11 protein-coding genes are annotated in these 13,845 nt (G+C 66.1%); all 11 read left to right on the top strand.

Going from position 1 to position 13,845, the window contains the following annotated elements; translation table 11 throughout:
* The 11 genes from RM96_RS38525 to RM96_RS08495 all read left to right on the top strand — a co-directional run bounded on the left by RM96_RS38525 (position 1) and on the right by RM96_RS08495 (position 13,826).
* Positions 1–690 (top strand): ATP-binding protein, encoded by a 690-nt coding sequence (locus RM96_RS38525; protein WP_039009718.1) that lies wholly within the window; start codon positions 1–3, stop codon positions 688–690.
* Positions 656–2,677, top strand: coding sequence for a LuxR C-terminal-related transcriptional regulator (locus RM96_RS08540; RefSeq protein WP_039009716.1), 2,022 nt, complete (start codon positions 656–658; stop codon positions 2,675–2,677). The genes RM96_RS38525 and RM96_RS08540 overlap by 35 nt, the downstream gene beginning before the upstream one ends.
* 209 nt (positions 2,678–2,886) lie before the next feature.
* The gene (locus RM96_RS08535) at positions 2,887–5,610 is read left to right on the top strand and encodes a LuxR C-terminal-related transcriptional regulator (protein WP_039009714.1); all 2,724 of its coding nucleotides are present in this window, start codon (positions 2,887–2,889) and stop codon (positions 5,608–5,610) included.
* Positions 5,611–5,803: 193 nt separating this feature from the next.
* Positions 5,804–7,429 carry a fatty acid--CoA ligase gene (locus RM96_RS08530; protein ID WP_238587165.1) on the top strand — a complete coding sequence of 542 codons (1,626 nt, stop codon included), beginning with the start codon at positions 5,804–5,806 and terminating at the stop codon, positions 7,427–7,429.
* Between the two features lie 32 nt (positions 7,430–7,461).
* Positions 7,462–7,926, top strand: coding sequence for a MaoC family dehydratase (locus RM96_RS08525; protein ID WP_039009709.1), 465 nt, complete (start codon positions 7,462–7,464; stop codon positions 7,924–7,926).
* A 47-nt stretch (positions 7,927–7,973) separates the two neighbouring features.
* A complete protein-coding gene (locus tag RM96_RS08520; protein WP_039009707.1) occupies positions 7,974–9,677 on the top strand; it encodes an alpha/beta fold hydrolase in 1,704 nt (567 codons plus the stop codon).
* Positions 9,678–9,739: 62 nt separating this feature from the next.
* The gene (locus tag RM96_RS08515; RefSeq protein WP_039009905.1) at positions 9,740–10,162 is read left to right on the top strand and encodes a phasin family protein; all 423 of its coding nucleotides are present in this window, start codon (positions 9,740–9,742) and stop codon (positions 10,160–10,162) included.
* A 66-nt stretch (positions 10,163–10,228) separates the two neighbouring features.
* On the top strand, positions 10,229–11,071 hold the full coding sequence (gene phaZ / locus RM96_RS08510) for a poly(3-hydroxyalkanoate) depolymerase (RefSeq protein WP_039009705.1): 843 nt from the start codon (positions 10,229–10,231) through the stop codon (positions 11,069–11,071).
* Complete coding sequence (locus RM96_RS08505) at positions 11,068–12,354, top strand: DUF445 domain-containing protein (RefSeq protein ID WP_238587163.1); 1,287 nt, start codon at positions 11,068–11,070, stop codon at positions 12,352–12,354. The genes phaZ and RM96_RS08505 overlap by 4 nt, the downstream gene beginning before the upstream one ends.
* 139 nt (positions 12,355–12,493) lie before the next feature.
* On the top strand, positions 12,494–12,772 hold the full coding sequence (locus RM96_RS08500) for a hypothetical protein (RefSeq protein WP_039009899.1): 279 nt from the start codon (positions 12,494–12,496) through the stop codon (positions 12,770–12,772).
* Positions 12,773–12,923: 151 nt separating this feature from the next.
* Positions 12,924–13,826 (top strand): 2-hydroxy-3-oxopropionate reductase, encoded by a 903-nt coding sequence (locus tag RM96_RS08495; RefSeq protein WP_039009702.1) that lies wholly within the window; start codon positions 12,924–12,926, stop codon positions 13,824–13,826.
* The last annotated feature ends 19 nt before the right edge of the window (positions 13,827–13,845 follow it).

The following is a 13,845-nucleotide window of genomic DNA, read 5'->3' as shown; positions in this document are numbered from 1 at the left end:
ATGATTCCTGGCGACCTGCCACCCGCCCCGGCGCTCAACGTGCTCAAGCTCGCCCCTCCGGCCGACGCCTCGCGTGGCGTGGAACGGAGTGCCATCGCCGACACCTGGGAGCATGCCCCGGCCACAGTCACGCTGGTCTGCGCACCCGCTGGCTTTGGCAAGACCACGGCAATGCGCCAGCTGCTCGGCGCAGCGCGGCAGCGGGGATTGCCGGTCGCGTGGCTGACTGTCGATGCCGCGGACAACGACCTCGGGCGGCTGGTGCCATACCTGCGGGCCGCCCTGGGCGCGGCGCTGCCGATGCCGCTCGACATGCCTGCGACCGATCCGGGGATCGATGCCTCACGTGGCATGGCGGGCGGATCCGCCCGCCAACTGCTCGACGCACTGTCCCGGGTGGATGCGCCGCTCGCGCTGTTTGTCGATGAGTTCGAACAGATCGCCGACCCGGCCGTGCTCTCGGTCTTCAGCGAACTGGCCTTCAGCCTCGCCCCCGGGCAACGCCTTGTGTTCGGGGCGCGCCACAAGCCCGCCCTCCCCCTCGGGCGCCTGCGCGTGCAGGGGCGGCTGCTGGAGGTCGATGCATCGATGCTGCGCTTCAACGCTGCCGAGATCCGGGACTACATGGTCGGATGCCGGGGCATCGCGATGGCCGATGCCCGACCTCGATGCCTTGCGGGCCAGCACTGAGGGATGGCCCGCCGCGCTGCAACTTGCCGCCACGGCCTTGAGCGGCCGCGCCGACTCCCGGGCCTGGTTGCGTCAGCTCTCCGGCGCCTCCGGCAACCTTGCCGAATACCTGGCCGAGGATGTGCTCTCGCGGCTGTCGGCGGAACATCGCCGCTTCGTGCTGCGCTCGTCGATCTTCGACGCCTTCTGCCCCCAGCTGTGCGATGCCGTGTTCGGCGAAGCGGACAGCGCCGAATGGATTGCCCTGAGCATCCGGGACAACCTCTTCCTGCTGCCGATGGAGGCGGACGGCGACTGGTATCGCTACCACCCGCTGTTCCGCCAGTTCCTGCGCGCGCAACTGGCGCGCACGTGCGGCCCCGGGATTTCCGGCCTGCATGCCAGGGCGGCAAGCTGGCTGGCAGCCACTGCGCGATATGGCCAGGCCGTCGCGCATGCCACCGAGGCGGGCGACACCGTGCTGGCCGCCGACATCCTCGAGCAATGCAGCATGGACTACGTGCGCGGCGGCCAGATGAGCCAGGTCGTGCAGTGGATGGAAGCGCTGCCGGGTGACGAGCTCGCGCGCCGTCCCGTGCTGCTGACCGCGGGCGCATATGCCGCGGTCTTCCTGCACCGGTATGCACGGGCCGAACAATGGCTCGGCGAGCTGGAATCCCACGGTTCGGCGCCCCACCGCGAGGATGTCGCCGTGCTGCGCGTCATGCTCTCGGCCTGGTCCGACTCGCTCGACGATGCCGTCCAGGCCGCACGCGAGGCGCTTGCCGGCCCCGAACAATCGTCTCCGTTCATCACAGGGCTGCTGCACAACGCAGTTGCCTATGGCGACATGCTGCTGGGCGAGTACGTGGCGGCGCGGCACACCCTGCTGCTGGCGCGGCGCGAGCTGGAATCGGTGGGCGCGCTCTACGGGCTGACATACAGCGCCTGCATCGAAGGCATGATCGATATGCTGCAGGGAAACGTGCGCGATGGCGTGGCGCGCTTCAGCGCGATCCTCAACCGTACGATTGCGGCAGGCCAGCGCTATACGAGTTCCGGACCGGTTGCGGGCGCGCTCCTGGCCGAAGCCCTCTATGAAACCGGCGAGATTGCCGCGGCGGAGGCATTGCTGGGCGAGTACTTCGGGCTGATCGGCGACACCTGCCTGCCGGACCACCTGATCGTCGCCTGCCGGATTGCATCGCGTATTGCAGCGCTGGCCGGCGACTCCCACAAGGCGCTTGGCTACCTCAACGGGCTGCAGGAGCTTGGCGATGCACGCGGCATCGCACGGCTGGGTGTGGCGGCCGCGATCGACAGGAGCCGGCTGGCCCTGCTCGCCGGCGACGTGGCCAATGCCCGGCATGCGCTAGCGGTCGCCACGTCCCGGTCAAAGCCATTCCATGTCTCACCATATGCGGAGGATATCGACGACATTGAGATCGCCGGATTCCGCCTCGCGCTGGCAGCCGGCGACAGTCGCGATGCCACGGCCCGCATGGAAGCTGCCGTGCGCCATGCGGAGCGCACCGGGCGCGCGCGGCGCGCGGCACGCTTGTCCTGGCTGCTGGCGCAGGCCGAGCTCGCCGCCGGAAGGCGGCAGGAAGCATCGACGTGGTCGGCGCAGGCCCTGCGGGCAGGACAGGCCTGGCAGGCGATCCGGCTCTTCGCCGACGAGCCATGGCAGCTCCAGCCGTTGCTGGCCCTCGTGAATTCGGAGCAGAGCGGTCTGGACCCCGCGTATCTGGAACGGCTCCTGCACGCTGCGAGCCCCCCGTCCCAGGCGGTCAGCCCGGCACGCAACGAACAGGACGGACTGCTCAGTCCACGTGAACTGCAGATCATCCGGCGGCTGGCCGACGGGCATTCAAACAAGGAGCTGGCCCGCCTGCTGTTCGTCTCCGAGAACACCATCGAGACCCACCTGCGGCGGATCAACGGCAAGCTGGGCACTGGCAACCGCATGCAGGCCGTGGCGCAGGCCAGGGTGCTCGGACTCCTGTAGGGCAGGAACGGCCGGCCGCCACCGCCGCGGCCCGGCGTCGTTCCTGCCTATTGCACCGCAGCACAACGTACCGGGACCGAGGCCCCATTTCCGAGTTTGTTGGGCGTATCATTTGCCGGCGGGGCCCTACGCCGGCAGCCCTACTCATTGCCACCGCGCTTGCCCCCGCCCGCTGTCGTGAGCAGTTCCAATGCCTGACCGGGGAACGGATGGCCATTGAGAAGCTACCCCTCCTGCTTGCCACGAAGCTGATTCCGCCGCGCATGCCGGCCGGACTGATCGATCGGCCGCGCCTGCTCGATCTGATGGACGCGGCCACAGCCCGGCGCCTCACCGTGATCAAGGCGCCCGCCGGGTTCGGCAAGACCTCGCTGGCAACCGCGTGGCTCACGCGATTGCGTTCGGGTGGCGCCCGCACGGCCTGGCTGTCGCTGGATGGCGGCGACGATGAGCCGGCCCGCTTCCTCCATCATCTGGCGAAGGCGCTGCGCCAGGCGTGCAGCAGCGTGGGCGCATCGGCCATCGGTCTCACGGCGGAAACCTCCCTTGTTCCGGCGCAAACCGTCATTGCGCCCCTGATCAATGAGCTCGCCGAGATCGAGGACGAGATTTACCTGTTCCTGGACGACTATCACCTGATCCACCTCCCGGCGATCCATGAGGCCGTGGCGTTCATGCTCGCGCATGCACCGTCGAATCTTCATCTGATCATCGGCACGCGCTCCGACCCGCCCCTGCCGCTAGCGCGCCTCAGGGCACAGAACGAACTGCTGGAGATCGAAGCGCCGATGCTGCGCTTCAGCCTCGACGAGACGCAGCGCTTCCTGGAGCACGAATGCGCCGGCAAACTCCCGGAGCCCGACGTCAGCAAACTGCATGCAACGACAGAGGGCTGGGCCGCCGCGCTGCGTATCTCCGCATCGACGCTGCTGCGGGAAAAGCCCGGTGGCAGTGGCTGGGAAATCGTCGTGCCGTCCGGCACGGCGCGCCCGATTGCTGCCTACATCGAGGACATGCTCTGGCGGCTGCCCGACGAGATGGTGCGGTTCATGCTGAGTACGTCCATTCTCGATGCCCTGACCGCACCGCTGTGCCAGGCGGTAACCGGACTCGACGCCAGCCAGTCCATGCTCGAACGCATTGCGACGCGGCAGTTGTTGCTGGAACCCATGGACGCGCACGGCCACTGGTTCCGCTACCACCACCTGCTGCGGGAGTATCTGCGCCAACGGCTTGAATCCGGCGCGCAGGAAGAGCTTGCGGCACTGCACCTGCGCGCCTGCCAATGGTATGCGGCGCGGCAGCTCTGGACCGACGCGGTGCGCCATGCGATCGCCGCGAACGACAGCGACGAGGCCATCAGGCTGATCGGCAACTGCGCCATGGCACTGGTCAGGAAGGGCGACCTGCTCACCTTGCTGGGCTGGCAACGCCAGTTTCCCGCCGACCTGATGCGAAGCCAGAACGAGGTCCGGCTGGCGATCGCCTGGGGCATGGCCCTGGCCATGCGGTTCGATGAATCTTCGGCCATGCTGACCTCCATCGAGGACGACATGACGGCGGGAACGCTGCCCGAGCGCGAACACATCCGCTGGGAATGCCAGGCGGTACGCGCTGTCGCCGCCGCGCTGCAGGACGATCCCCGGGGTGCGCTGGCCATTGCGCAGGCCTGCCTCGAACGGCCTGCCAGCCATGCCTGGACCACCAACGTAGTTTCGAACGTCGTCCGCTTTGCCCATTGGAAGGCTGGCGATCTCGACAGCTTCTACGCAACACCCTGGATTCCCTATTCGGACGAGGACGACCAGCGCAATGTGTTCTCGTCCGTGTATTACTTCTGCCTGCTTGGACTGGCCGAGCTGCAGCAGATGCATTTCGCGCAGGCCGAGCGGCATTTCATGAAATCCATGCGCCTGGCCGAGCACCATGTCGGACCGCAGTCCACCTCCGCCGCAGTGTGCGCGCCCCTGATGGCGCAGATACGCTACGAACAGGACCGGCTCGACGAGGCGGAAGCGCTGATTGCCGACCGTTTCCCGATCATCAATGCCGCGGTGCTGCTCGACAGCGTGATGGTCGCCTACCTGGTGCTTGTGCGCATCGCCGTCGCACGTTCCGAAACCGACAAGGCCTACGCCTTGCTCGACCAGGCAGAGAGCCTTGGCTACTCGCGCCGGTGGAACCGGCTGATTGCGACCGCCCTGATCGAACGCATCCGGCTCCTGCTTGCGGAAGGCAGCGTCGGCGAAGCCGCGGCGTGCGTCGCGCGGCTCGACGAGCTTGCGCAGCCTTCGGCCGCCCTTCAGTGGTCCAACGCGAGGCAGATCGAAAATTATCGCGCGCTGGGGGGCGCGTACCTGGCGATGGCGCAGGACCGCATGGAGGATGCCGCGGCATTGCTGAACACACTGCTGGAGAACGCCGGGCGCAAGCATCGCGACTACCTGGCGCTGCGCCTGCGCTGCACGCTCGCCATTGCTTACCTGCGTGCCAATGAACGCGAGAAGGCCGTGTGCGTGTTCCGCGAAATTCTGGAAGCCGCTGCCGCCGCTGGCGTGTTCCGGACCATTCTCGACCAGGGCGCGGAGACAGGTGCGCTGCTGCGCGCGGTTCGGGAGGACACGCCCTCCACATCGCAGAGCAAGGCACTGCTCGCTTACATCGAGCGCCTGCTGGAAGGCTGGCGTGCGCGCTATCAGCCCGAGGACAGCGCCGGCGCCGAGGCGGCACGTGAATCGCTGAGCGGCCGCGAACGCAACATTCTCGGCCTGATCGCCGAAGGGCAATCGAACAAGGAAATCGCCCGCACGCTTGGCATCGGGCCGGAAACGGTGAAGTCCCACGTCAAGAGCATCTTCATCAAGCTGTCTGTCGACAAGCGCGCCCACGCGGTTGCACGCGCGCAATCCCTCGGCCTCGTTCGCCCACATTGATGCGGCTCTGACGCCGCACCCGCCCCCGCTCCACCGCTTCGTGGCGCTCGTCTGCGCGTTTTCCCTACCCCCATCGACGCTCCCCTTTTCGGGGGATGGTTGCGTTGCTGCACCGCAGCGACGATAGACCCAAGCACAAAACCCCACAGATTCCGTATCTCAGGAGAACAGAATGCAGGACCAGGTGATGGGAATGACACCCTCGGCATATGCGTATCCGCTGCTGATCAAGCAGTTGCTGAATACGCCGCTTTCCCACGCAGCCGATCAGGAGATCGTCTATCGCGGCAAGCACCGCCAGACCTACGCCACCCTGCGCGAGCGCATCGGGCGGCTGGCCAACGGCCTGAGCCGGCTCGGCACCACACACGGCACCACCGTGGCCGTGATGGACTGGGACAGCCACCGCTACCTCGAATGCTATTTCGCGGTGCCGATGATGGGTGCCGTGCTGCAGACCGTGAACGTGCGCCTTTCGCCGGAGGAGATCCTTTACACGATCAACCATGCCGGCGCGGAAGTGCTGCTCGTGCACTCGGACTTTCTGCCCGTGGTCGAGTCGATCCGGGACAAGCTCGAAACCGTCCGGGTCTTCGTCAGCATCGACGATGAGGGCGGCGAACTCCCGGCGCACTCGATCCCCTTTTCCGCCGAGTACGAGACGCTGCTCACCGCGAGCCCGAGCGAGTACGACTTCCCCGACTTCGACGAAAACACCCGGGCCACCACGTTCTATACGACCGGCACCACCGGGTTGCCGAAGGGCGTCTATTTCTCGCATCGGCAGCTGGTGTTGCACACCATCACGCTGATGGCCGCGCTGGCCAGCCCGGAAGCCGGCCAGCGCTTCCACCGCGGCGACGTCTACATGCCGCTCACGCCGATGTTCCACGTCCACGCGTGGGGCATGCCCTACGTGGCCACGGTGCTCGGCGTGAAGCAGGTCTACCCGGGCCGCTACGCACCGGACCAGATCATGCGGCTGGTGCGCGATGAAGGCGTGACGTTCTCGCATTGCGTCGGCACCATCCTGCACATGCTGCTGGGATGCGCCGAAGGAAAGTCTGTCGACCTGACCCGCTGGAAAATGGTGATCGGTGGCGGCGCCCTGCCCCACGGCCTGGCACGCGCCGCACTCGAGCGCGGCATCGATGTGTTCAGCGGCTACGGCATGTCGGAGACGGGCCCGCTGCTGACCCTGGCGCAGCTCGCTCCCGATGCGAGCCCGCGCGACACCGACGAGGAAGTCCGCCTGCGCTGCAAGACCGGCGTGCCGGTGCCGCTGGTCGACCTGCGCATCGTCGACGCGGACATGGATGACCTGCCGCACGACGGCAAGGCATGCGGCGAGATCGTGGTGCGGGCGCCGTGGCTGACCCAGGGCTACCTGAAGAATCCGCAGGCTTCCGAACAGCTCTGGGAAGGCGGCTACCTGCATACGCAGGACATCGCCAGCATCGACCCGGATGGCTACGTGCAGATCACGGACCGCATCAAGGACGTGATCAAGTCCGGCGGCGAATGGGTGTCGTCGCTCGAGATCGAAAGCCTGATCTCCAGGCACCCCGCCGTCGCCGAGGTCGCGGTCATCGGCATCAAGGACGAGAAATGGGGCGAACGGCCGGCAGCGCTGGTCGTGCTCAAGCCCGACGCGGCCCTGGCCAGCGAGGATGACATCAAGCGGCACGTGCTCACCTACAGCGAGTCGGGCCATATCTCGAAGTATGCCTTGCCGCAGATCGTCAGGATCGTCCCCGCGCTGGAGAAGACCAGCATCGGCAAGCTGAACAAAAAGCTGATGCGCGAGCAGTTCGCCTGAGCTTTCTCCAACGATTTCAAGGAAACACGATCATGAGCATTCCTGGATACAGCATGGCCACGCTCGGCAAATTTGTCGGCCGGGAACTGGGCGTTTCGGACTGGGTACTTGTCGACCAGGCACGCATCGACGCCTTCGCGCAATGCACTGGCGACAAGCAATGGATCCATGTTGACGTGGGGCGCGCAAAACGCGAAAGCCCGTTCGGCGGAACCATCGCGCACGGCTACCTGACGCTCTCGTTGCTGGCGTCGCTGGCCATCGAGATCGGGCTGATTCCGAAGGACGCGTCCTCCGGGCTGAACTACGGACTGGACAAGGTGCGCTTCATGGCGCCGGTGAAAACCGGTTCCCGGGTGCGCAGCCGCGTGACCCTGCTGTCCGTCGAGGACAAGGGCAACGGGCGCTACATGGTGAAGATGGCGAATGAACTGCAGATCGACGGCGAAAGCAAGCCGGCGCTGCTCGCGGAAACACTGGCGCTGCTGGTGGCATGACACATCGGCTGGCACCAGGGCAAGACACGAGGCATGAGGAGACAACAATGACGGCAATAATCGAAACGCGCGACAGCACCGGCACAGCGGACGCAAGCGCGACCCAGGACAAGCCACGCTCGCGCGGGCCCAACCCGTTTATCGGCGTGCGCCCGGGCGACATCATGGCCACCGCGCAACAGATCGGCATGCAGGCCGTGCGGCATCCGGTGCAATGGCTGGAGCAGGAAGCCGCACTGGCACGCGAGCTGATGTCGGTGCTGGCCGGCAAATCGACGACTGCGCCGCAGAAGGGTGACCGGCGGTTCTCGGACCCGGCCTGGCAGGACAATCCGCTGTACCGCATGTCGATGCAAGGCTACCTGGCGTGGTGCAATGCGCTGTCTGGCTTCGTCGAGCGCTCGGCCCTGGATGACAAGAGCAAGGAGCGCGCCCAATTCGTGCTCTCGTTGATGACCGACGCGCTGTCGCCGACCAATACGCTCCTCGGCAACCCAGCCGCGCTGAGGAAGATCATCGAGTCCGGTGGCGCCAGCCTGATCTCCGGCCTGCGCAATATCGTCACCGATGCGCTGACGAACCAGGGCATGCCGTCCCAGGTGGACAAGAGCGCGTTCGAGGTCGGCAGGAATCTCGGCACCTCGCCGGGTTCGGTGGTGTTCCGCAACGAGGTGCTCGAACTGATCCAGTACACGCCGTCCACGCCCAACGTGTATGCGCGCCCGCAGCTGATCGTGCCGCCGCAGATCAACAAGTTCTATATCTTCGACTTGTCCGAAGGCAAGAGCATTGTCGACTACATGCTCCGGAACCAGTTCCAGGTGTTTGTCGTGAGCTGGCGCAATCCGGCGATCGAGCATCGCGACTGGGATCTCGACACTTATGTCAGCGCGCTGATCGAAGCCATCGCCGCGATCCGCGACATCACGGGCAGCGATGATGTGAACCTGCATGGGGCCTGCTCCGGTGCCATGACGATGGCGGCGCTGCTCGGCCACCTGGAGGCCCACAAGGAGAAGCTCGTGAACGCGTCCACGCTGATGGTGGCCGTGCTCGACAGTACCGCCGATTCGCAGATCGGTCTGTTTGCCACGCCGGAAAGCATTTCGGCGGCCAAGCAGGCCAGCATCCTGAAGGGCGTGCTGGAGGGCGAGGACATGGGGCGCGTATTCGCCTGGATGCGGCCCAATGACCTGGTGTGGAACTACTGGGTCAACAACTACCTGCTGGGCAACGCGCCGCCGGTGTTCGACATCCTGTACTGGAACAACGACACCACGCGCCTGCCGGCGAAGTTCCATGGCCAGTTGCTCGACATCTTTGCCGGCAACCTGTTCGCCAAGCCTGGCGCGCTGACCGTGCTCGGCACGCCGATCGACCTGTCCGAGGTGTCGTGCGACAAGTACGTGGTGGCCGGCATTACGGATCACATCACGCCATGGAAGGGTGTCTACAACACCGCCCGCACCTTTGGCGGCAATACCCGCTTCGTGCTGAGCTCGAGCGGCCATATCCAGAGCCTGATCAACCCGCCCGGCAACCCGAAGGCGAAGTACTTCCTCAACCCGGAACTGCCGGAGAGCCCCGACGACTGGCTCCTGAGCGCCAGGCCCGAAGCGGACTCCTGGTGGGACAACTGGCGCCAGTGGCTGGCCGAGCGTTCCGGCGAGCTGCGCCCGGCGCCGGCAAAGGCCGGCAACAAGCGCCATCCGCCGCTTGCCGCCGCGCCAGGAACTTATTTCGCCGAGTGACGCGGCCGGGCTGGCCTGCACGACTCAAGTTTTCACAGCCGCTCTATCCGGAGATCTTCATCATGGAATCCACCACACCGAACAACCTGTTCACCCAGTACACCAGCATGATCAGGCAGTTCAGGCTGCCGGGCCTCGACGCCAGCGCGATCATGGAGTCGCGCCGCAAGGATATCGAAGCGCTGTTGGCTGCCAACGGCACAGCACTTTCCGGCATCCAGTCGCTCGGCCAGAAGCAGGCCGATTTCCTGCGCGCGGCCATGGCAGACGTGCAAACGCTGATCGCACAACGTACGACCCCGGGTGCGAAGGCATCCGAGAGCAGCGGCGAACTGCTTCAGCAGGGCTTGCGCAAGGCCGTGACGAACACGCAGGATCTGGTCGATACTGCCTGGAAGACCCAGGCGGACTGCTTCGCGGTGATCAGCAAGCGCGTGGCCGAGAACGTCGAGGAATTCAAGGCGCGCCTGCAGCCCGGCAAGTGACCCGGCGGCCGGCACGCCGAACGCCGGCCCTTCTGAACGCGGTACCCCACACGGAAAGCCACCCGAATGCGTGAACCAGAAATCAGCCCCGAGGCGGCCAGCGCCTTGCAGATCCAGACCATCGACCTGGATGGCCAGGCGCTGCGTGTGGGCATCCGCCCCGGCAGCGACGCGTCGCCGCCGTTGCTGGTTTTCAATGGCATCGGCGCCAATCTTGAGCTGGTCGAGCCCTTCGCCGAGGCGCTCGGGGACGTCCGCGTCATTATTTTCGATGTGCCCGGCGTCGGCGGCTCGCCGGTGCCGCTGGTGCCCTATCGCTTCTCGAACCTCGCCGTGATGGCTGACAAGCTGCTCACGCGGCTCGGCCATCACGGACCGGTCGATGTCCTGGGCGTATCGTGGGGCGGTGCGCTCGCTCAGCAGTTTGCGCACCTGTATCCGACGCGATGCCGCCGGCTCATCCTGGCCGCGACATCGCCCGGCGTGATCATGGTGCCGGGCAAGCTCTCGGTCCTGTCGAAACTGGTCATGCCGCGCCGCTATACGGACCCGGCCTACCTGGCGAAGATCGGCGCGGAGATCTACGGAGGCGCCTATCGCACCAATGCTCACCTGTTGACCGAGCACGCCCGGCATATCCAGCCACCGCGGGGGCGGGGCTACGTCTACCAGCTGCTGGCCGCATGGGGGTGGAGCAGCCTGCCCTGGCTCGGTACACTACGCCAGTGCACGCTGGTCATGCACGGCAATGACGACCCCATCGTGCCGCTCACCAACGCCAGGATACTGGCCGCGCGCATTCCCAAGGCGAAGCTTCACGTCATCGATGACGGCCACCTGTTTCTGATTGCACGCGCAGGAGATGTTGCACCCGTGATCCGGAAATTCCTTCGACAGGCATCGTGTTGAGCGATCTGACCGGCAACAGGGCCGGCAGGCGCATGGCTGCGGCCAGTGCGCCTGAACTGCTGAAGCAGCAGCGGCTGACCCGCATGCGGGCCACCGCAACGGGCCTGCTCGCCTGCATGATCGGCCTGCTGGTCGTCAGCATCATCTTCCAGCGCGACTATCCGGCGCTGGCATGGCTGCGCGCCTTCGCCGAGGCGGGCACCGTGGGCGCCATCGCCGACTGGTACGCCGTGGTGGCGCTGTTCCGGCATCCGTTCGGCATTCCGGTCCCGCACACGGCAGTCATTCCGCGGAACCAGGCGCGGATTGCCAGTGGCCTGGGCAGCTTCGTTGAACAGAACTTCCTGACGCCCGAGATCGTCGTCGACAGGCTCCGCGGCCAGAACACGGCCGGAGCCGTGGCCGCCTGGCTGGCCCGGCCGGAAAACAGCAGGATCATCGCCAACTCCGTCGCTGACTCGGTTCCCGCCCTGCTGCGCAGCTTCGACGGCAAGGAAGCCGCGCGCTTCTTCGAACGCACGGTGGTGCCGCAACTGCGCACGCTCGACGTGTCCCGCCTGGCCGGCAATGTCCTGACGATCCTGACCGAAGGCGATCGCCATCAGCCGCTGCTGGACCACGGGCTGCGGGCGCTGGAGCGCTGGCTCGTCGCCAACTCGGATATGGTCAAGGCAAAGTTCGGCGAGGCATCGAGGTACACGCCTGCCCTGCTCGATGCCTATATCGTCAACAAGTTCGTGGAAGGCATCATTGCCCTGCTGCATGAAGTCGTCGCGAATCCGGATCACGAGCTGCGCCAGCAGTTCGACGCCGCCGTGCAGGAACTGATCGGCAAGCTGCAGGCCTCCGACGACTATCGGCGTGTCGGCAAGGCATGGATGCGGGACTGCATCCGGTATCTCAGGCGGGAGGACTACTACCGGATCCTCTGGGAACGCGCGCGAACGCGCCTGAGCGCCGATATCGGCAGCGAACGGTCCCTGATCCGCGACACGATGGCCGCCGCGCTGGCTTCCATCGGCAAATCCGTTTCGGAGGATCCGGGCATCCAGCAAAAGCTCAATGCATGGTGGCTGGATCTCGTGCGCACCATGATGCTGCGCTACGGGCGCCAGATTTCCGCGCTGATCACCGAAGTCGTGCAGAGCTGGAACGCCGATGAAGTCAGCCGGAAGATCGAGGCCGAGATCGGGCCCGATCTCCAGTACATACGCATCAACGGCACCTTCGTCGGTGGCGCTGTCGGCGTGCTTCTCCATGCGGGGGCGGTGCTGCTGGCCTAGTCAGGCGCGGCGAGGGCTTCGGCTTTGACCAGCCGGCATGCATGCCTGAAAGCGCTCATTCCACTGATGCGGCCCTTGCCAATTCCCGGATACTGTATATATTTACAGTAACTGTATGGATGAACAGTGGGAGCTGCACATGGAACATCTGATCCGGGTTCAGAACGACTATGACCGCCAGGTTCTGGCGTGGTTGCGCGGGCGTATCGGCGACGCCGCCCTGCAGGCTGCCGCGACGCGGCTGGCCGGGGCGCGCAAGCCATACCTGTCCACCATTTGCCGCAGCCTGGGCATCCGGCCGCCCACTCGCCGGGAATTTGCCGAGGAATCGGCACGCGCGCACCGCGCTGTCGGCGAGCGCTACCTGGCCCGGATCCGCGAGATTCTCGGCCAGGCCTCCCCGGCCCCTCACGCCTGAGCCACCCGGCTGCCGTATCATGAAGCCCCGTCACCGTCACACGGCGACGGGGCTTTCCCTTGATCACTCCCAGTGCCTCACTGACTATCATCATGACAAGCCTTGCAGCCAGCACCCGGCATGCGGGCAGAACAATCAACCGGACACTGACATGAGCAAGATCGGATTCATCGGACTGGGCGTGATGGGCACGCCGATGGCGCAGCACCTGCTGAACGGCGGCCACACCCTCTTCGCGCACACGCGCAGCGGCGTGCCGCAGGCCCTGCAGGATGCCGGCATCCAGGCATGCGCCAGCGCCGCCGAGGTCGCCAGGCAGTCGGAGGTTGTCATCCTGATGCTGCCAGACACGCCCGACGTGGAACGCGTGCTGTTTGGCGAGAACGGTGTCGCGGCCGGGCTGGCCAGGGGCGCGACGGTGATCGACATGAGCTCGATCTCGCCCATCGAGACGCGCGAGTTCGCCCGCCGTATCGAGGCAGCGGGCGGCGAGTACATCGACGCGCCGGTCTCCGGCGGGGAAGTCGGCGCCAAGGCGGGCACGCTGTCGATCATGGCCGGCGGCAAGCAGGCGGTCTTCGATCGTGTGCTGCCGCTGCTGCAGCTGATGGGCAAGAACATCACGCTGGTGGGCGCGGTGGGCGACGGGCAGGTGGCCAAGGTTGCCAACCAGGTGATCGTCGCGCTGACCATCGAGGCCGTCAGCGAGGCGCTGGTGCTGGCCGCCCGCGCCGGCGCCGATCCGGCACGCGTGCGCGAGGCGCTGATGGGCGGCTTTGCCAGTTCGCGCATCCTGGAGGTCCATGGCGAGCGCATGATCAAGCGCACGTTCGACCCGGGCTTCCGCATCGCACTGCACCAGAAGGACCTGGACCTGGCGCTGTCGACCGCGCGCAAGCTGGGCATGAGCCTGCCGAACACGGCGTCGTGCCAGCAGCTGTTCAATGTCTGCGACGGGCTCGGCGGCGCGGGCTGGGATCACTCGGGCCTGGTGAAGGCCATCGAGCATCTGTCGTCCTTTGCCATCGGCGACACGCCGAAGCCGGCCGCCTGAAGACAAAGCGCGGCTGCCC

Source organism: Cupriavidus sp. IDO (assembly GCF_000812465.1).
Taxonomy (GTDB): domain Bacteria; phylum Pseudomonadota; class Gammaproteobacteria; order Burkholderiales; family Burkholderiaceae; genus Cupriavidus.
The sequence above is the reverse complement of the archived record's forward strand: the minus strand, read 5'-3'. Positions and strand labels throughout refer to the sequence as shown.

Bases quoted from the DNA above. Each gene is read 5' to 3' on its own strand.
- RM96_RS08530 (WP_238587165.1), top strand. From the start codon at position 5,804: ATGACACCCTCGGCATATGCGTATCCGCTGCTGATCAAGCAGTTGCTG.
- RM96_RS08500 (WP_039009899.1), top strand. From the start codon at position 12,494: ATGGAACATCTGATCCGGGTTCAGAACGACTATGACCGCCAGGTTCTG.
- RM96_RS08535 (WP_039009714.1), top strand. From the start codon at position 2,887: ATGGCCATTGAGAAGCTACCCCTCCTGCTTGCCACGAAGCTGATTCCG.
- RM96_RS08520 (WP_039009707.1), top strand. From the start codon at position 7,974: ATGACGGCAATAATCGAAACGCGCGACAGCACCGGCACAGCGGACGCA.
- RM96_RS08515 (WP_039009905.1), top strand. From the start codon at position 9,740: ATGGAATCCACCACACCGAACAACCTGTTCACCCAGTACACCAGCATG.
- RM96_RS08525 (WP_039009709.1), top strand. From the start codon at position 7,462: ATGAGCATTCCTGGATACAGCATGGCCACGCTCGGCAAATTTGTCGGC.
- phaZ (WP_039009705.1), top strand. From the start codon at position 10,229: ATGCGTGAACCAGAAATCAGCCCCGAGGCGGCCAGCGCCTTGCAGATC.
- RM96_RS08495 (WP_039009702.1), top strand. From the start codon at position 12,924: ATGAGCAAGATCGGATTCATCGGACTGGGCGTGATGGGCACGCCGATG.
- RM96_RS38525 (WP_039009718.1), top strand. From the start codon at position 1: ATGATTCCTGGCGACCTGCCACCCGCCCCGGCGCTCAACGTGCTCAAG.
- RM96_RS08540 (WP_039009716.1), top strand. From the start codon at position 656: ATGCCCGACCTCGATGCCTTGCGGGCCAGCACTGAGGGATGGCCCGCC.